This is a genomic window from Ornithobacterium rhinotracheale DSM 15997 (assembly GCF_000265465.1).
GTDB classification, from domain to species: Bacteria; Bacteroidota; Bacteroidia; order Flavobacteriales; family Weeksellaceae; genus Ornithobacterium; species Ornithobacterium rhinotracheale.
In genome coordinates this window covers 1,871,194-1,891,122 of the sequence record NC_018016.1, presented here as the reverse complement: position 1 = coordinate 1,891,122, position 19,929 = coordinate 1,871,194, and the positions used below count along the sequence as shown (strand labels likewise).

The 19,929-nt window shown below is 35.8% G+C and carries 12 protein-coding genes; 7 read left to right on the top strand and 5 right to left on the bottom strand.

All coding sequences use genetic code 11. The features are described from left to right. The first annotated feature begins 134 nt into the window (after positions 1 to 134). From porV to ORNRH_RS09010, 4 genes are all read left to right on the top strand, one after another. Positions 135 to 1,298 carry a type IX secretion system outer membrane channel protein PorV gene (porV, locus tag ORNRH_RS09025; RefSeq protein ID WP_014791544.1) on the top strand — a complete coding sequence of 388 codons (1,164 nt, stop codon included), beginning with the start codon at positions 135 to 137 and terminating at the stop codon, positions 1,296 to 1,298. A 369-nt stretch (positions 1,299 to 1,667) separates the two neighbouring features. Further along, the gene (locus ORNRH_RS11695) at positions 1,668 to 2,198 is read left to right on the top strand and encodes a YceI family protein (protein ID WP_014791543.1); all 531 of its coding nucleotides are present in this window, start codon (positions 1,668 to 1,670) and stop codon (positions 2,196 to 2,198) included. Positions 2,199 to 2,383: 185 nt separating this feature from the next. After that, the gene (locus tag ORNRH_RS09015) at positions 2,384 to 3,715 is read left to right on the top strand and encodes a dihydrolipoamide acetyltransferase family protein (protein ID WP_014791542.1); all 1,332 of its coding nucleotides are present in this window, start codon (positions 2,384 to 2,386) and stop codon (positions 3,713 to 3,715) included. Positions 3,716 to 3,909: 194 nt separating this feature from the next. Next, the gene (locus tag ORNRH_RS09010; RefSeq protein WP_014791541.1) at positions 3,910 to 4,425 is read left to right on the top strand and encodes a hypothetical protein; all 516 of its coding nucleotides are present in this window, start codon (positions 3,910 to 3,912) and stop codon (positions 4,423 to 4,425) included. An 89-nt stretch (positions 4,426 to 4,514) separates the two neighbouring features. Here ORNRH_RS09010 and ORNRH_RS09005 read toward each other — a convergent pair whose 3' ends face one another. The 5 genes from ORNRH_RS09005 to ORNRH_RS08980 all read right to left on the bottom strand — a co-directional run bounded on the left by ORNRH_RS09005 (position 4,515) and on the right by ORNRH_RS08980 (position 13,542). Then, the gene (locus ORNRH_RS09005; protein ID WP_014791540.1) at positions 4,515 to 5,654 is read right to left on the bottom strand and encodes a hypothetical protein; all 1,140 of its coding nucleotides are present in this window, start codon (positions 5,652 to 5,654) and stop codon (positions 4,515 to 4,517) included. Between the two features lie 95 nt (positions 5,655 to 5,749). Then, positions 5,750 to 6,556, bottom strand: coding sequence for a type I methionyl aminopeptidase (gene map / locus ORNRH_RS09000; RefSeq protein WP_014791539.1), 807 nt, complete (start codon positions 6,554 to 6,556; stop codon positions 5,750 to 5,752). Between the two features lie 110 nt (positions 6,557 to 6,666). Further along, on the bottom strand, positions 6,667 to 7,086 hold the full coding sequence (locus tag ORNRH_RS08995) for a BT0820 family HAD-type phosphatase (RefSeq protein WP_014791538.1): 420 nt from the start codon (positions 7,084 to 7,086) through the stop codon (positions 6,667 to 6,669). Then, on the bottom strand, positions 7,083 to 8,618 hold the full coding sequence (gene gpmI / locus ORNRH_RS08990) for a 2,3-bisphosphoglycerate-independent phosphoglycerate mutase (protein ID WP_014791537.1): 1,536 nt from the start codon (positions 8,616 to 8,618) through the stop codon (positions 7,083 to 7,085). The genes ORNRH_RS08995 and gpmI overlap by 4 nt, the downstream gene beginning before the upstream one ends. 631 nt (positions 8,619 to 9,249) lie before the next feature. Beyond that, a complete protein-coding gene (locus ORNRH_RS08980) occupies positions 9,250 to 13,542 on the bottom strand; it encodes a T9SS type B sorting domain-containing protein (RefSeq protein ID WP_169313189.1) in 4,293 nt (1,430 codons plus the stop codon). 451 nt (positions 13,543 to 13,993) lie between these two features. Here ORNRH_RS08980 and ORNRH_RS08975 point away from each other — a divergent pair, with 451 nt between their 5' ends. From ORNRH_RS08975 to ORNRH_RS08965, 3 genes are read left to right on the top strand one after another with little or no spacing between them, the layout of a single operon-like run. Next, positions 13,994 to 17,059: a SusC/RagA family TonB-linked outer membrane protein gene (locus ORNRH_RS08975; protein WP_014791534.1), complete on the top strand. Its 3,066-nt coding sequence runs from the start codon at positions 13,994 to 13,996 to the stop codon at positions 17,057 to 17,059. A gap of 16 nt (positions 17,060 to 17,075) precedes the next feature. Continuing rightward, a complete protein-coding gene (locus tag ORNRH_RS08970) occupies positions 17,076 to 18,749 on the top strand; it encodes a RagB/SusD family nutrient uptake outer membrane protein (RefSeq protein ID WP_014791533.1) in 1,674 nt (557 codons plus the stop codon). A gap of 12 nt (positions 18,750 to 18,761) precedes the next feature. After that, a complete protein-coding gene (locus tag ORNRH_RS08965) occupies positions 18,762 to 19,928 on the top strand; it encodes a glycoside hydrolase family 18 (protein ID WP_014791532.1) in 1,167 nt (388 codons plus the stop codon). Position 19,929 lies beyond the last annotated feature (1 nt).

Here is a 19,929-nt window from a genome sequence, read left to right as displayed (position 1 = left end):
CCATTTATCATAAGATGATTTTTAAATGTTTGGCATTATAACTAAATATGGTATATTTGTGCCATAAATCTTTTGAAAGGGTATCTCTACAATGTCCTTTCAAATAAATATTTAGTAAACAACAATTTAAGATAATGAAAAAATTACTAGTCTTAGGTTTAACAGCGTTTTTAGCTTTAAATTCAAATGCACAAAGCTATCGCCCAGTGCTCACGGGGGCTCCTTTTTTAAGAATTTCTCCAGACGCGCGTGCGGGCGGACTTGGAGACATGGGGGTTGCTACCTCGGCTGATGCCTTTTCGCAGTACTGGAACCCTGCAAAATATGTTTTCAGCGAAAGTCATTCTGGAGTGGGTGTTTCATACACGCCATACTTGGGCAAAATCACTGATGATGTTTTCTTACTAAACGGGACTTTTCATACCTATTTAGGTGAGGAAGAAAGAAGTGCCCTCGGGGTGAGTATTTATTACTTTAATATAGGTGAAGTAAAATTAAATGGTATTGTTGCGGGCTCAGACAACATTGTAAGCTTAGGTACAGCAAAACCAAATGAATTCTCTCTTGATGTATCTTATGGTCTACGATTGACTGACAATTATGGTATGGCTGTGGCAGGTCGCTATATCCGTTCGGATTTAAATAACAATGACCAAAATGCTACTACTAAAGCAGCTAACTCTTTTGCTGTGGATGTCGCAGGATTTTATCAGTCAGGTTTAATGACTATTGGCAATATCAATGGTAAATTAAGAGCTGGTTTCAACATTAGCAACATTGGTCCTAAATTAGATTATTCTGATTCTGACGAGCTAGAAAGCTTTTTGCCTACTAATTTGAGACTAGGTACCACTTACGATTTCTTGCTTGATGATGTAAATAAAATCACTGTGGGAGCTGAGTTTAATAAACTTTTGGTGCCAACACCTAGCGAATTAGTCAAAGGGCAAGGGAATCCATATTATAAAGTACCTAACAAAGGAGTTGTTTCAGGTATCTTCGGCTCGCTTAACGACGCGCCAGATGGATTCTCTGAAGAATTAAAAGAAATCACTTGGGCACTGAGTGCTGAGTATGTTTACAACAACGCCTTTGCCTTCAGAACTGGTTATTTCCACGAAAGTGTAGAAAAAGGAGCTAGACAATATGCAACTCTAGGGGCTGGGTTTAAATTCAACTCATTTGGATTGGATTTATCTTACTTAATCCCTACCAATAGTGTAAATAATGCTCTACAAAACACTTTAAGATTTGGATTGACTTGGGATTTTGGAGGAGAAGCATTTAACAACAATTAATAAGCATTCCCTTTATTTAAAGGACTTTTAAAAAATAATTTAACGCAAGTTCAAAATTGAGCTTGCGTTTTTTTTGTTTATTTAAATTTTTTAATGTAATTTAAGGCTCTAAATAAAACAAAAAAAGGAAATAAATTAGAAATAATCATTTTTTTAGTCTAAAAACCTATGAAAATGCATTTTTCTAAGTAGATTTTCTGAGCAAATCTATTTTTTAACAAAACTTATTCAGCGTAGCGAAATGTCTGAAAATAAAAACTAATAAAAATCAGATAATTTTCCGATCAAAAATTTGAAGATTTAATAATTTTAATCGTAAATTTGAGTATCAAAATAAAAAAAATACAAAATAACTAAAATTTTAATGTCATGAAAAATTTAAACTTAAAAGCCGTTTTTTTCATTTTATTTTCAACTTTTGGCGTTCTATTAAATGCACAAGCCTTAAAAACCTCTAGAGTTCAAATTCAGCTAAGCGGAACTTCCACTATTCACGATTGGCAAATGAACGCTTATCATGGAGACTTTTCAGGCACTGCTAACGGAAACGCGATAGAGAATGCTAAATTTGTAATGAAAGCCGAGGATTTACAAAGCAATCGTAAAGGAATGGATGCTAACGCCTACAAGGCACTCAATACTGCACAACACCCTAACATCACTTTTACTGCAGACCAATTGAAAAACGGAGTTGTAAAAGGCAATTTAACCATAAACAATGTAACCCGCAGCATTGAATTGCCTGTTGTAATTAAAAAGACTAAAGGGTTCTACACCGTTCAAGCAGAAAAAGATCTTTTGATGACTGATTTCAATATAACTCCTCCTACTTTCTACAATGCTGTGAAAACTGCAAACGAGGTTAAAATTGTCATCAATTTAATTTTAAAAGAAGCTTAATCTATTTTTTCATTCAAATAATTTTGAGAGAGCGAGGCTAGCAAAAACACCTCGCTTTTCTTTTGGCTAAACGATTTTGAAATAAGTGCAAAAAAGTCTTTTCTAAATAAATTAAATCACAAAACGCGCGATTTTTTTAAACAAAAATTTAGTACATTTGTAGAAACCAACCCAAAAACACAATTATGGCAGAATATAAATTTTTACTTCCATCCATGGGAGAAGGCATCATGGAAGCCACCGTTACAGCATGGCTAAAGAATGTAGGCGATAGCATCGAAGAAGATGAGTCGATTGTAGAAGTAGCCACCGACAAAGTGGATTCTGATGTTCCTTCGCCTGTAAGTGGTGTTTTAAAAGAAATCATTATCCCTACAGATAGCGTTGCTAAAGTGGGCGAGCCAATGGCTATCATCACTACCGATGGCGACGAAGAGGAACCAGCCGCTTATACGCCCAAATCTGAGGCACCGACACCAGAACCTAGCCCTGAAATAGCTCAAGCCGCAAAAGAGGCTGAAAAGGCTTTAAATGTAGTAAAAACGCCTGCTAGCATTGATTTGGGCGAAAGCGATAAATTCTTATCTCCACTTGTGCGTTCTATCGCTGCCAAAGAAGGAATTTCTGCCGAAGAGTTAAACAGCATTCAAGGTTCTGGGCAAAATGGTAGAGTGACCAAAGATGATATGCTTCGTTATTTGGAACAAAAAGACCAGCAACCAAACACTTCCTCTGCTCCTGCCCCAGCAGCTTCAGCACCGCAAACGCAAACTCCTAGCCCTGCCCCTAAAGCCATAAGCCTAGGTGCAAACGATGAAATCATCGAAATGGATCGCATGCGAAAAATCATCGCTCAACACATGCTAGACAGCAAGCAAATTTCTCCGCATGTTACCTCCTTTGTAGAGGCAGATATGACGCGCATCGTTCAATGGAGAAATCGTGTGAAAAATGCGTTCCAAAAACGCGAGGGAGAAAAAATCACCTTTATGCCAATCATCGTAGAGGCAATTGTGAAAGCTATTAAAGATTTTCCGATGATTAATGTTTCTGTAGATGGCGACAAAATCATCAAAAAAGCAAATATCAATATCGGTATAGCTGCTGCAAGACCAGACGGAAACTTGATTGTTCCTGTGATTAAAAATGCTGATCAATTGAATTTAATTGGTTTGGCTAAAAAAATCAATGATTTGGGATACCGAGCTAAAAATAATCAGCTTAAACCAGACGAAATCCAAGGAGGAACTTACACCGTTTCAAACATTGGTAGCTTTGGTAATTTAATGGGCACTCCAATCATCAATCAGCCACAAGTGGCGATTATGGCAATCGGAAGTATCCAAAAGAAACCTGCCGTGATTGAAACGCCAGAAGGCGATACCATAGGCATTCGCCACAAAATGTATCTCTCCCACTCCTACGACCACCGCGTGGTAGACGGAGCTCTGGGCGGTATGTTTGTGAAACGAGTGGCAGAATATCTTGAATCGTTTGACATCGACCGAGGTATTTAATTAATTATTAATAAAATAATGCTTAGAGGGAAATTTCGTTTTTCCCTCTTTTTTTTAATCCAAAAGTCTTTAATTCAGCTAAAATTGCTGATTTTATTCACAAATAACTAACATTTTATTCCGAAAGATTGATATAATTATTCAATTTGTATATATTCGCATCTTGAAACAATAAAAAGTTATAGAAAAACAACATGAGCGGTACCATTAAATTCTTCCACCCAGAAGAAACTTTTGTTTACCAAGTAGACAAGTCATTTTGCAAGGTAGTTTATTTAAGAAAAAAGAATTGCCTAGTTCTTGAAATAGAATCAACCGAAAGCCTCGACCACTTGGCCGAAGATTCTCTACAAAACGAATTTCCAAAAGTAGTTTTTAGCGTTGATGATTTCCCAATTGATGTGGAAAATAAAAAGAAACTCACTGGGAAAACCTACGAAATCCCAGAAAGCACCGTGGAAGTGGAAGACGAAGAGGGCGAAGTGGAAGAAGTTTTCTACACCAATCTAAGTGTGAACGAAGATGATTTTGAAGTAAATAACAATGAATTGAAATTCAGCACCAGCAAAAGTGGAAAACTGCACCTTGTATGGACTGGAGAAGTGGAAGATTTCACCGAGGAGACCGATGAGCTTATTCGCTTTGAAGTAAAATGTAGCTTAATTGATAAAAAAATTGAATTGAGAGAAGAATCTTTTCACGAAGCTTAATTAAACAATTTAATATCACCAAATAGAAAAAGCAAGGATTTATAAAAATCCTTGCTTTTTTTTATTTTATTGAAGTTAATTTTCAATTATTAGTTAATTGAAACTCTTAAGCTATACACCAAATCGGTAGGCACTTCATTTATCTGAACCACTTTCACTTTCAAAATCAACCAATTGTCTTCTTTTGTTGCTAAAATCAGCTCAAATCTAGGCGAACCTATATACAAATCTAAAAACCCTCTAGCTGAATAATGATCTCCTCTCCATTCCAAATCAGTGTTATTAAAGTAGAAATCGGCAGACTTCATCCATTCGTTTACCGATGGTTTTAATAGCTCCAATAGGCTAATGTTTCTTTTATTTCTATCTATTTTCTCCTTGATTTTCTCTCGCAATTCGTAAGTAGGAGCAATGGAAAGCTCCTCCTGCAGACTAGAAAGAGGCCTAAATCCTGAGATGTTTTTATAAACCGTTGTTATATACTTATCTTTTTTATCTGTTACGCGAATGCTAAAACCTAAAGAGTTATTGGATTCATCTTTGTTTTTTGACCCCGCTAACTCTAGATTGTATTTCTCATCGTCGTAGTTTAATAAATTCCCGATAAAACCTCCAAGCTCCTCATAAATCCCTCTCATGTAGTGAGATGCAACGAAATCTTCGTTTATTTTGATTTTTCGATCATAAAAATTAGCCAAATCAAATTTTAAAGAAGATGTAATTTCACTTTTTACGCCTTTGTAGCTAGTTTTAAATGTAATTACATTTCTACCAATATCAAACTTTAAGTCTTTAATCTCAACATCTTTAAAGTCTTCTGCCTGAAAAGTGTAGAAATTGTTTCCGTTTGGACTAGATGAGAATATCTTGATAAATTGGCTAAAATAAGCCGCATCATATTTTTGATTATCAGCCCCACTTAAAAGAGTTTCAATATCAAAACCTCCGATATAATCCACATCTTCTTTCCAGCTAGCATAAGAGCGATTCCCCATGTGGAAATCATCAGGCTTCCCGACAACGGAGTTTGTATTATCTCCATTCTCTTCATCTCCAGTGTTTTCTGGATTTTCGTTTCCATCATCAGCCTTTGGTTCATCTGGCTTATTTGGAACCACAGCCTCTTCCTTAGGCTTTTCTGTTTCTTTAGGTGTGGCTGGAGTGTAATCATCACTGCTACAGCTTAAAACAAAAGACGAAAAGCTAATTGCTAAAAGTATTTTCTTCATATATTATTTTTTTAATTCGCATGCTCAAATCAATAAGTATACCAAAAACACTTAATTGAAGAAAATACTTAATATTTTATATTTTTTTGCTTTTATTATTTAAACAAAAATTCTTTTTCCTCGTCGGATTCTATGCCGAGTGCGTCGTAAATATACTGGAAAGTCGAAAGCAACTTAGGCTCGCCATTTACTACGGCAACATCGTGCTCAAAATGTGCTGAATATTGATTATCTCTCGTGGTAACTGTCCAGCCATCTTTGTGGAATTTCACGCGTTTTGTCCCCATATTTATCATTGGCTCAATGGCTAAAACCAGTCCATCTTTGATGGCTTTTCCAGAGCCACGGCGTCCGTAATTAGGCACCTGCGGATCTTCGTGCATTTTTCTACCCAATCCATGCCCCACTAGCTCACGCACTACACCATAGCCCTCGCGTTCGCAATAATGCTGAATGGCATGCCCTATGTCGCCAATGCGATTTCCTTTTCGGCATGCTCGGATTCCTTCATACAAACTTTCTTTGGTGATTTTTAAAAGCTTTTCAGTTTCGGCATCTACCTCGCCCACAGCAAAGGTATAAGCGTGGTCTCCATAAAAATCGTTCATGTACACACCGCAATCTACCGACACTATATCGCCTTCTTGCAATGGCTCATCGTTTGGAATCCCGTGCACGACTTGCTCATTGGGCGAGATACAAAGTGATTTTGGGAAATCATACATTCCTAAAAAGGCAGGATACCCGCCATTATCTCTTATAAATTCATCGCCCAAATCATTGATTTGTTGTGTTGTAACTCCTGGTTTTATAATTTTGGCTATTTCGCCTAAGGTTTTAGAAACTAATTGAGCACTTTGATACATCAGCTCTAATTCTTCTGCAGTCTTTAAAAAAATCATTTTTACTATATTTTTAAATTCAGGCACAAAAAAACGAGTACCTTTTGATGTACAAAGATACTCGTTTTAGCTATAAATCTAAATGATTTATGGGATTATTTCATTCAATTTTAGAAACCGAACCAGCCTTTTTTCTTTTTAGACTTATGCTCTCCGTGTTCCTCGATATTGAATTGAATTCTCTCGTTGATAATCTTATAGACTTCGCCCCAACCAGGAAATCCGCCAAGGTTTCTATCATCGATAAAAATATCGGCATTCAGTTTTCTGCTGGCTTTTTCTGGGTTAAAGTTCTCGCCCTCAAAACTATTGTTTACGGCATAAAACTCAACGCCGTTTTCTCTACAGAAATTTACAGCGTCTTCCAATTCTTTGCCGTGACGATATGTCCAAAGGATTAAACGATGACCATCTGCTTGCAGTTTCTTCAATGTTTCGAATGCAAAGAACTTGGCACGCCCTACTGCTGGATAGGCATCGTCTACGATGGTTCCGTCGAAATCTATGGCGATTAATTTACTTTTGATCATACACGCTCGATGATTATATCTCCAGTCATTTCTTTTGGCACCTCTACTCCGATCCATTTCAAGAAACTTGGTGCTAAATCACCTAATTTTCCGTCTTTTACTTTTGCATCATTGTTTGGAGTGATGAAGAAGAAAGGCACTGGATTGGTGGTGTGTTGAGTGTTTGGCGTTCCGTCTGGATTAATCATGATATCTGAGTTTCCGTGGTCTGCGATGATGGCAACGCTATATCCGTTTTCTAATGCTGCTTTGGTTACTGCCTCCGCACATGAATCTACGGTTTCGCAAGCTTTTACGGCTGCTTCAAAAACTCCTGTATGCCCTACCATGTCTGCGTTTGCAAAGTTTAAACAAATGAAATCTGCTTCTTGTTTTTGCAATTCTGGGATAATGCTATCTTTGATGCAATTTGCCGCCATTTCTGGTTTTAAATCATAGGTAGTCACATCTTTTGGCGAATTACAAAGGATTCTGCTTTCGCCTTTGAAAGGCTCTTCTCTACCTCCTGAGAAGAAGAATGTAACATGCGGATATTTTTCTGTTTCTGCGATTCTGATTTGTTTTTTTCCCGCACTTTCTAGGACTTCTCCCATGGTGTTTTGCAATAAATCTTCGTTGTAAATAACATGGATTTTCTTGAATGTTTCATCATAGCAAGTCATGGTTACATAGTAAAGATCCAATGCTCTCATGTTTTCTTCTGGGAAATCTTGAATGCAAAGTGCCTCGGTGATTTGTCTTGGGCGATCTGTACGGAAGTTGAAGAATACCACAACATCGCCGTCTTTGATTTTAGCGATTGGATTTCCGCTGTCGTCTGTGCAAACGATTGGTTTTATGAACTCATCTGTTACTCCTTCGTCATAAGACGCTTGGATAGCGGCTACTGGATCGGTAGTTTTTTCGCCCACTCCGTTTACCATAACATCATAAGCCAATTTTACTCTACCCCATCTTTTATCTCTATCCATTGCGTAATAACGACCTACGATAGACGCTAATTTACCAACATTTTCATTTGCGCTCTCGATGGTTTCCGCGATGAATTTTTTACCACTTTTTGGGTCACAATCTCTACCGTCTGTAAAAGCGTGAATGTACACATTGTCTGTGATTCCGAAATCTTTGGTAGCTTTCAACAATCCTTTTAAGTGATTGATATGTGAGTGTACCCCACCGTCTGAAACTAATCCAATAAAATGTAAATCTCTGTTGTTATCTTTAGCAAATTGAAATGCCTTTTTAAGTTCTGGTTGCTCTGCCAATGTACCTTGCTCGATGGCTAAATTGATTTTAGCTAAGTTTTGGTACACTACGCGTCCTGCCCCGATGTTCATGTGCCCTACTTCTGAGTTACCCATTTGCCCCTCTGGCAAACCTACTGCCATACCAGATGTATTAAGCTCTGCATGTGGGTATTTCTCATAACATGAATCTATGAATGGGGTTTTGGCTTGAGCGATGGCTGAAACCTCAGCGTTCTGAGTTTGTCCCCAACCATCTAAAATCATTAAAATTACTTTTGAATCCATTGTTGTTTAAATTTTAAGCTACAAATTTACAAAATTGATGTGTGGCTAAACGAATTTATGCAGCACAATTTTATATTGATATTTTTTAGGTTTTTGGTATAACAAAAAAATCGGTTTGCAATTTTAATCTCGCAAACCGATTGATATTAATTAATTAGGAATTTGATTTAATTCCCTAAGCCTTTTAATGTTTCGAAACACTCTGAATGGGAGGTAGAAGAATCCAACGAATCCTGCGACAACTTCCTTCACTAAGAAATAAAACAACCAGCCAATTAGCGGTAAAAATAAAAACATTTGTGGTGTTATTCTGTTCAAAAAACGCCAGCCTGCTACCAACGAAGCTCCTGCGTATATTGTTGTTATTTTAAAAGCTAGAGGCGTCTCGAGCCCGCGGTATATTAGAAAAAACAATCCGCCGACTGCTGCCATCAATAAAAATTCATTGCTGATTTGTTTTTTCTCATTGCTGATTCTGTGCCTATTGCATGTGGAACATATGGGTATTGTATACTTATCGGAGCATTCTACACATAAGCCTTTTCCGCAATCGACGCAGGTTGCTACGGCTGAATTTAAAGGATGATTATAACAATTCATTTATCTGTTTTTTCTCGCTAAGGTATAAATTTTAGTAATTTTTCACTGTGATATTTCCTTTGTAAGTTCTACCATCTGGTAAATCTAAGATATAATAATAATCTGTAGATGGAAGCTTTTGCCCGTTCTTTTTGCCATTCCATTTAAATTTGGTCTTGCTCTTGTCTTCAAACATAAGATTGCCGTAGCGATCATATATTCTAAGGTGTGCTTCTTGCCCATCAAACACGCTTAAATCATCAATATACCATGTGTCATTTTTGCCATCTCCGTTGGGCGATATAAAGTTATAGATGTCTAATACTAATGTTTTTTTCGCGACCTCGCAACCATATTTTTTATAACGAGCATAAATGGTGTGCTTACCTTTTAAATTGTCTTTAAAAACATTTTCTGCCTGCCAGTTTTCGGTATTGTCTATCGCGTATTCTACTTCATACTTGCTAGGTTCTACTTGAACTGTAATTGTATTGTCTTCTACCAATAGATGCTTAATAACTGGCTCTGGCGAGTATTTGATTTCAAAAGGAACTTCGGTAAAGCATCCTTTTGGATTTGGATTTGGGTTTGGATTTTTTATTTTCAAGGAATAATTTCCTATTTTATTTATACCGCTAATGCTCTTGTCTGTTGAAAAAACTTTTCCGTTTGGACCATACCACTCATAAGTTGCCCCCTCTATTTCTTTTGTAATATTCGGTTTAATCTCTGAAGATTTCCCACCCTTGCAAAATGTAATTTCTTCATCGAAATTAAATCTTGAAACTTCATTAACCGTTAATTTAACTTTCCGCAATGTAGGACAATTATCACCTACACGAACTTTGGCATAAATCTCCGCATTTGGAGACTCAAATGCAGAAACATTGGTTATCTCATCTACATCATTTTGCAAGTCTTTCATACTACGATAGAATTTATATATACTATCTGTTTTCACTATTTTTGTTAAATCAAAAATCGCAAAACCTTGTTTTTTAATTTCGCAGCTTGAGATGGACTCTGGATCTAATTCTGTAAATTCTTTTAAATCTATAGAAATAGTTTCTGTAGAATAACAAGGCAATCCCTTTCGCTGAGAAAGAACATATATTTTTTTATCAGACAAGGCTCCCACTGAAAATTCATTTTCAGCTAAGATTTCATTAGTTTTATTATTTAAGTCTTTCTCAGATGGATAAAAATGAAATAGAATCCCCTCATCATCTTTATCCGCAAAAATCAATTCCCTCAGATCTTTAATATTCAATGTCACCTTATTATCTAAATTATCATCACAAATTTTGTACACTTTATCCTTCTCTAATCTTGGTGGATAAAATGAATATAAATCCGCCTCTGCTATAGCAAAACATCCATATTGATTTTCTACTCGCACATATACTGTTTTAATCGGATCTTGGAATTTAACTCCTACTGTATTTTTTTCAGGAAATATATTTTTAATTGCCTCATTTCTTGACAAAAAATAACTTACCTTCCATTCAGGATGAGCCTTCTCATTAAACACTTCTCCTTTAATATCTCCATAATTAAAAATCCCACCACTTCCGTCTGGTTCGCAAGATTCAATTTTGATGCCTTTGCTCTTTTGCAAAACTACTTTATCATAAAAATTCACTCCTATCTTCAATTGTGATATAGAATAACATCTAGTGATTTTATCTATCACTTTCACATAGATAATAGAACTCTTATTTTCCGTAAAAAAACCTCCATCAGGAATAGGTTCAGATAATTCTCCATTTGTATTCTTATTATGGTAGAACTTAAACTCATATTTGGAAACATCGCTTATGATATTCTTCTTAAATTCTTCATTAAATTCAATTTCTGCTCCTATTACAGCATTTCCATCTTCGTCATAAAATGTATTGAAACATTGCTTTTCGTCTATCGTAATATTAGTCACATCTTTCACTTGCGGTGGTCGTGACAAAGTGAATTTCACAGGATAAATGTTGCTTAATTTTTCGCCATTTACAACCTTAGTCACTTTCACCTGAATCGTTTCTGTCTGATTTGTACTCAAAGTTTTTTGAGTGATTTCTTTTCCACCGAAAATATAGCTAATTTCATATTGTTTAGCCTTATTTTCTCCGCCCATAATCTCGCTAGTGTAATCTGCAAAAGTCACCAATTCCTGGTCTGATTGCGATGCGCACGCATAAATTTCATTTTTCTCCACTCTTGGGTTGTAGAAATTCACTCGTACAGTGGTTACCGTATAGCAATCTTGGCCATTCAGCTGAAATCTCACATAAAAAGTTTTACTGAAGAAGTTTTTCTCTTTTTCGTAAGGAATTTTTTGAATAAGTTGAGTAGGTAGAGTTTCATCGTTTCCGCTATTTGCATTATTTTTATTATTGTAAAATTTAACCTCTAAATCATTTTCGTTGTATTGCGAATTTCGAATAAGTTCGTTTTTAATTTCATTTAGATTTAAATCATATGTTTTTCCAAAATCTGAGTCATGAAATTTTACATTTCTGATATAATTTTGCTCAATCTCAACTTGACTAAAGTTTACTCGCACTTTAACTTTGGCAATCCCCACTTTACCACTAGCAGATTCTACTTTTACATAAAGATATCCTCTATTTGAATCTATGATTTTCTTATTAATTTCACTTAGAGCATTGATGCCATATTTAGCATTTTCAATAGAAGAGAATACTCCTACAATTTTATCTGATGAGTTATTTTTCACTGCTAGAGCATTACGCTGCATAAATCCTAAAAGATTATAATTTTCACGCCCATCGTTTCCATTATCGCACATCAATGGAAGTTGCAGTGCATTGTCTATATCATGAACTTTTAACGACGGCTTCATACTTAACTTTAAAGCAATAGGAGGCATGTTTTCGCATACATCTTTTTGACTAAGTTTCACCCAAATAGTTTTATTCTCCCCTTCTTTCATTTCAATATTTCTCAGGGGATTTTGATTAGCTTCAGCCTCTTCTTTTGAGTTAAAATATTTGACTTCAATTCCTGAATCAATCTGCTTGAATACAAGATTTTTCATATGAGATAATTCAAAATTATCTTTAGATCCGTTACTCGTATTAGCTAAAATAATTTGCGTAGACGCAATTTCCATTCTAGCTTGCTTTATATTCAAATCAGCTGTTTGAAAACACTCAGGATCTATTTTATTAGCAAATTTCACCTCTATTCCCTTATCTCCCAGGAGATTATAATTCCGAGGATCATTAATAGGAGATTTATCACCAGATTTGTCACCAGCTTTATCACCAGCTTTATCACCAGATTTGTCACCAGATTTGTCACCAGCTTTTTCACTAAATGTGATATTAAAACTATTAACATCTCCATGAATAAAATCCTGAGCTATGTTCAATAGATCTGCCTTAGTTTCATTAAAACAAAAAGTTTTAGTAAGATTTTTCTCTTTTAAAATTGGAATTTTTTGATCAATGGAAATATTAATTGTTTTTTGTTTCTCATAGTAATCCTTTCCTCCTACTGGATAATTAACTCTTACTATAAAGTTCTTTGGCAAAGCATTGTCTTTACAAAGCCTCAAAGTTTTGCCTTCGCTGCTTTCTTTCCCCACTTCCCAAGTTACTTTTGACAACTCTTTCCCCACGGGATAAAATTCCCAACCTTCATTTGATGCACTCCAAACGCCTGTATCTCTTGAATTTGGTGCTATTCCCTCGGTTCTACCACCCCCTCTAATTCCGATAACTGTTTTCTCTCCTTTTTCTCCGCATTGTTGAGGTTTACTCTTCACATACACATATGCCTTGTTAGACAATTCTTCTAATATTATTTGAAATGTAGATGTTTGCTCACACCCAAACTGCTTAGCCTCGTAAAAAGTCACTATAAATTTTCGACACGGCTTCACTCCCTCGGTTCTGTAATATACCCCTGACTTTGAATTCCCCTCAGGAAACGACAAGTCTTGCATAGATCCAAAAATTGTGTAGGTTAAAAGAGAACCTTTATCCTTTGCATTTATCTCCTCCTCAGGGAACTGAGGGCAGTATTGCCCTGCCCATTTAGGCTCAAAAGAAATCACGCCATTCTCTCCAACAACAACGTTGTCTTTTGTCTCTCCAAAAAAATCAAATTTAAATGGCAATTTTATCACTGCAGAATATCGATCTCCTAGAACCTCAACTTTAGTATCAGCCTCAGAAATCTCAACGTTTTTATAGTCAATGCTTTTAACCTTATACTTGTCTGTTCTATAAGTCTGAGTATATTCGGCTTTAAGTTCTGTACATTTATTATTACAATCATCTATCACTAATTGCTCGTTCTTCAAAACTCCCTTGTTATCACTCACATTTAAGGAAACACATTCCTGCCCAAATAAAATCAAAAGATTACAAAACAAAGTCAACAAAAAACTTATCCCTCTAACTCTCATCTATTTATATTTAAAATTTTCATGCAAAGATATCAATAAATTAAATATTATCATTTTTACATAGCATCTCTTTCCACTCACCCAAACTACATAGAATCATTCTAAATTACAACAAAAAACATACTGTATTAAGGTTGTTTTAAATCTTACACATATTTGTGAAAATAAAAAAATTTCCTTTAAAAAATCACAAAAACAGTTTAACTATACAAAAAACAAATTTCAAAACAGAAAAAGCATATAAATTTCGCTTTCTGCCAGAAAATCACACATGACTGAAATCACACATTGTACATTTGGCAGATAGCCTAAACAAATGTAATTTAGCTAGGAAAATTCTATATAACAAAAGAATAAATAATGTAACATGAAAAAAATTCTAATGAGCGCATGCCTGTGTTTTGCACTTGGACAAATGCAAACCTACGCACAGGTTAATGAAGGAAAAATCAGTTACGAAGTTACCCAAGAGGTTCCTTTGGCTGATTTCTTGAGCTCTCTACAGAGCAGAACAAATGTTAAAATTCATTTTAACAAAGAGGATTTAAAAGACATCAACATTAGTCCGGTTGATTTCAAAGACGAAAGCCTTGCAGATATTGGGGATTACCTTTCTGCAAATTTACCAGTAAATGTCGATTTCAATAATGGCGAGATGTATGTGAGCAACCTTTTTGGAAAAGGTATTTACGGTATAGGTAACAATGTTGCACTTGATGATTTGGTGGTGACGGCCTTGGGTATCAAAAGAGAGGAAAAAGCGTTGAGTTATAATGTGCAAAAAGTAAATAACGAAGAGCTCACTCGTGTAAAAGATGCAAACTTTGTAAATACCTTAAATGGTAAGGTTGCTGGAGTTCAGATCCAAAGAAGTGCTGCAGGTGTAGGTGGAGCGACTAAGGTTGTAATGCGTGGTGCTAAATCTCTTGTAGGAGACAACAATGTACTATATGTAGTGGATGGTATGCCACTTACCAACGACTCTCGCTCAGCTGGAGGTAGATATGGAAAACCTGGTGGAGGTGAAGGAATTTCGGATTTCAACCCAGAGGATATTGAAAGCATCTCTGTATTAACAGGGCCTTCTGCTGCGGCACTATATGGTGCATCTGCAGCAAATGGTGTGATTTTAATTACAACTAAAAAAGGTAAAGAAGGAAAACTTAATTTAAGTGTTTCTTCCAACCTAGAATTTTCTACACCTTACATCATGCCTAAGTTCCAGAACACTTATGGAAACAGAGAAGGATCGTTCAGAAGTTGGGGAGACAAACTCAGTACGCCATCTAGCTTTAATCCTAAAGATTTCTTTAGCACTGGAGTGAATAGAACTTATGCTGCCAATTTATCTTTAGGTACAGAGAAAAATCAAACTTATGTTTCATTTGCTTCTACCAATGCCGATGGTATTTTGCCTACAAACGGATACTATCGATACAATTTTGGCGCTAGAAACACTGCTAAATTCTTAAATGATAAATTGCATTTAGATTTAAGTGCAAACTACATTTTGCAAGGAGACCAAAACATGATTTCAGAAGGCGGATATTTTAACCCACTAACATCTCTTTACTTATTCCCAAGAGGAGAAAGCTTTGAAGATGTTAGAGCATGGGAAAGATATAATCCAACTCGCGGAATTTACGAGGTTTACTGGCCTTATATCGTAAAACAAAATGGATTCACTACAGAAAACCCTTATTGGATTGTAAATCGTGAGATGTTCCAAAGCAAGAAACATAGATATATGCTATATTCTAGCTTAAAATATGATATTACCGATTGGTTAAATATCGTAGGGCGTGTCCGTGTAGATAACACTTATACCGATGTAGAAAATAAATTCTCTGCCTCTACAGATCGTTTATTTACCAATTCAATTAAAGGGTTCTATAGCAATGGGAAAATTGAAAATTATCAAACTTATGCCGATTTTATGGCAAACATCAATAAAACATTTGGTGATTTCAATTTAGTAGCAAATATAGGTACTAGCTACGATGATAGACAAAAACCTGAGATTGGAATTGGTGGACCTTTAAGATATATTCCAAACTTATTCTCTGCCAACAACTTTGATCCAAATTTAAGTGGAACTGGAGGGCAAAAATCAAGACATACTCGCAACATTGCAGTATTTGGTAGTGCAGAATTAGGCTATAAGAGCATGCTATATTTAACCTTAACTGGTAGAAATGACTGGGCTTCTCAATTAGTAAATTCAGAAAATCCATCAATCTTCTATCCTAGCGTTGGTTTATCTGGTGTTGTTTCTAAAATGGCTAAGTTACCAACATTTATTTCGTTCTTAAAAGTGAGGGGTTCTTATACAGAAGTAGGTTCTCCTATCACTCAGTTGGGGGTCACACCTGGAACCATTACCTATCCACTATCACCAGCTGCAGGACTCACTCCTATATCAACTTATCCATTCCCTAACTTTAAGGCTGAGAGAACTAAATCATACGAGGCTGGTTTGAATTTAAAAATGTTCAAAAACAAATTTAATTTAGACTTAACACTCTACCATTCAAACACCTACAACCAAACATTCATTAGTAATCTTCCTGCATCCTCAGGATATAGTGGATTCTATGTTCAGGCTGGAGATGTACAAAACGAGGGTGTAGAATTAGCTGTTGGGCTAGATCAAAACTTTGGAGAATTCAACTGGAATACTAATTTGACTTATACTCGAAATGTCAACCTTATCAAGGAATTGGTAAGAAATTACAAAAATCCAGTAGATGGTAAATTATTTAACCTAGATGAGCTTTACCTTAAAGAGCAAGGGAATAAATTTATCCGAGAAGGAGATCAAATCAGCGATGTATATGTGAGAGGAATCCTTAGCCGTGATGAAAATGGAAAATTAATTGAAGGTAAATCTGGATTATATGAAATTGATCGTAGCCAATTAATCAAAATCGGACATACTACTCCAGACTTCTCTATGGGATGGAACAACCAGTTTTCATACAAGAACTTCAATTTAGGATTTGTAATCAATGGTAACTTTGGAGGCATTGTAAACTCAAGCACACAAGCTCAGCTAGATGCATTTGGTGTTTCAAAAGTAACAGCTGATGCTCGTGACAACGGAGGAGTAAACTTCAAAGGAACTGTATATGATGCCGAGAAATTCTACAAAACCATCGGTGGCGAAGAATTAATGGCATACTATACATACGATGCAACCAATGTTAGATTACAAGAAGCAAGCATTGGATATACTATTAATGGTAAAAAATTATTGAATAATGCTGTAAATAAAATCACTCTATCATTAGTTGGAAGAAACTTATGGATGATTTATAACAAGGCACCATTCGACCCTCAATTAGTAGCATCTACAGGAAACTATCCTGGCACTGAATTCTTTATGACTCCAAGCTTAAGAAGTTTTGGATTTAATGTGAAAATTGATTTTTAAACCTTAAAAAATTATTATGAATTTAAATATTAAAAATTCCGGTAAATTCTTGATAGCAAGTGCTGCACTTATCGCACAAAGCTGTTTAAACGATTTCCAGGAAATAAACACAAATCCACTAAATCCTACAGCTGCTCAAAAAAACCTTGATGGTGTTGCTGCAGGTGGTTATTTTACAGACTTTCAAAAAAGGGTAGTTCCTACTCGTAGTAATGGTGAAAACACTGATAGACCAAACGAATATCAAGTTGCATTCAACCTTGCATCAGATAACTGGTCTGGCTACATGTCTCCCATGGCAAACAAGTTCAATAATGGTAACAACTTCACCACCTACTACATGATTACAGGTTGGGTGAATTATACTTACCAAACTATGTTTACAAACATCATGAACCCATGGATCCAGATCAAGCAACAAACGCATGATAAAGAAATGGTAGATGGTAAACCTGTATTCAAGAAAAAAGATTTACTAAACCAAGCAAACTTCGCCGTTGCGCAAATCATCAAGATTCAAGCTTTGCATAAAACAACGGATATGTTTGGCCCACTACCTTATACCGAAATCAGCTCTGGAAACATGTATGTCCCTTATGATTCTCAAGAAGCAATTTATAAATCATTTTTTGAAGAACTAGACGAAGCTGTACAAACACTTTCTAACTACTCACAAATCAATGATAAAATCTTAGAAGAATTTGACGGCGTATATCATGGTGATGTAAAAAAATGGATGAAACTAGGAAATTCCCTAATGCTTCGTTTGGCAATGCGTGTAAAATATGTAGATAGAGGTTTATCAGAAAAATATGTAGCAAAAGCTTTATCAAACCCAGGAGGAGTTATCACCACGCTTGACGATATAGCAATGCTTAAGACAGGTAACTTATTCAATTACCTCAACTCAATTCATCTATTGTGGGATGCCTATAACGACTGTAGAATGGGGGCTACCATTTATTCATATTTAACTGGATTTAATGATCCTCGTTTAAATGCTTATTTCAAACAAGGTAGTGTGAATGCAGGAGGGTCAAAACAATTTTTAGCTGTAAGAACTGGTGTTCCACAACAAGACAACATCAACTTCTACACCACCTACTCAGTTCCGAATATTGAAGATGACACCCCTACTTATTGGTTTAAAGCATCAGAGGTATTATTCTTAAAAGCTGAAGCAGCTTTAGAAGGGTACAATGTAGTCGGCAATGCCAAAGACCTCTATGAAGAAGGTGTAAAAATGTCCTTTGCTGAAAACAATCTTAATATTGGAAATTATCTAGCAACTAGCGGGACATCCGGAAATTATACAGATCCTAAAAACCCAACATACGATGCCAAGGCTCCGAGCAATGTCAGCAAAAAATGGGATGATGTTACTAGTAATGAAGAACATTTAGAACAAATCATCACACAAAAATACATTGCAATCTACCCAGACGGGCAAGAAGCATGGAGCGAATGGAGAAGAACAGGTTATCCAAAACAAATTACAGCCTATTTAAACAAAACTAATGCTGGTGTTATCACAAGCAATGGGTACAAAAATGGTATAAGACGCTTCCCATTCCCTCAAAGTGAGTTAGATCAAAATACTCAAAACGTAACTAAAGCCACAAGCTTACTTAAAGGTGCAGACAATTCAGCAACTCGCCTATGGTGGGACGCTAATCCTAAATTAAATTAAAAAATAATTCACATGAAAAATTACACTAAAATATTATTATTACTTTTCTGTGCTCCACTTTTCTTCACTAGCTGTAGCGAATGGACAGAAACAGAAAAAGTAGACATAGAAGTTCCCGTTGTAATGAATCAACTCAGAGAGAGAGACATTAAAAAATGGGCAGAAGAAAGAAATCTCCAAAAAGAAGCAGATCTTAGCGTTGAAGAATGGAATAAAAAAGTAGCTAAGATGTATGATGCTTATTACGAAAACCTGAGAGCTTACAAAAAATCTAAGCACAAAATCGTTTATGGATGGTTTGGAGGCTGGAGCGCCACTGAAGGTTTAAACCAAACTTGGCTAACTCATCTTCCAGATAGCGTAGATGTTGTATCTATCTGGGGAGGGACAAGTGCATTTGATGAAAAAGATCCACGCTATGCTGATTTAAAATACGCACAAGAGGTTAAAGGTTTAAAAGTTCTACTATGTTGGCAAACAGGAACCTCTGGATTAGGGCTTCCTGGAGGAGTTGAAAAATTCAATGAAAGACATGAGGGAAAAACTAGTGTTCAAAAGGCGGTTGCTTATGCACAAGAGCTTACAGAATTCATCAAAAAACATAATTTTAACGGATATGACATCGACTGGGAACCAAACGTTGGAAACCATGGCGGAGGGTGCCACAACCTTTATGAAAATTGCCCAACCAGAAAATATAGCGACACTTCTGAAAATAGTGCAGCTCCTATTAGAGCTTTTATTAAAGAAATGGGTAAAAATTTCGGACCTCAACAAACAACTGAATACAATCCTAGAAATACAGGAACCCTATTTTTCTTTGACGGAGAACTTATCGACATGTCTGATAGGTTTCCAGAAATGGGTATATATTTTGACTATTTCTTAGAGCAAAACTATGGACATGCCGAAGCTAGAAGCTCATATTTAAACGCTGGAAAAAGAATTAAAGGCTGGGATAAAAACAAACACATCATCTGCTCAGAATTTGAAAAAAATGCAAATGATGGTGGAATCTGTGGAAAAAATTGTGCTGCACAAAAAGCTAATGGAATCCTAAGACAAGGATTAGGTGGTTTTGGTGCTTACCACATAGAACTAGACCCTAACTATAGAAATACAAGACAAGTAATCCGTATTTTAAACCCAAGAGAATTGTATAATAACTTTTTACCATAAG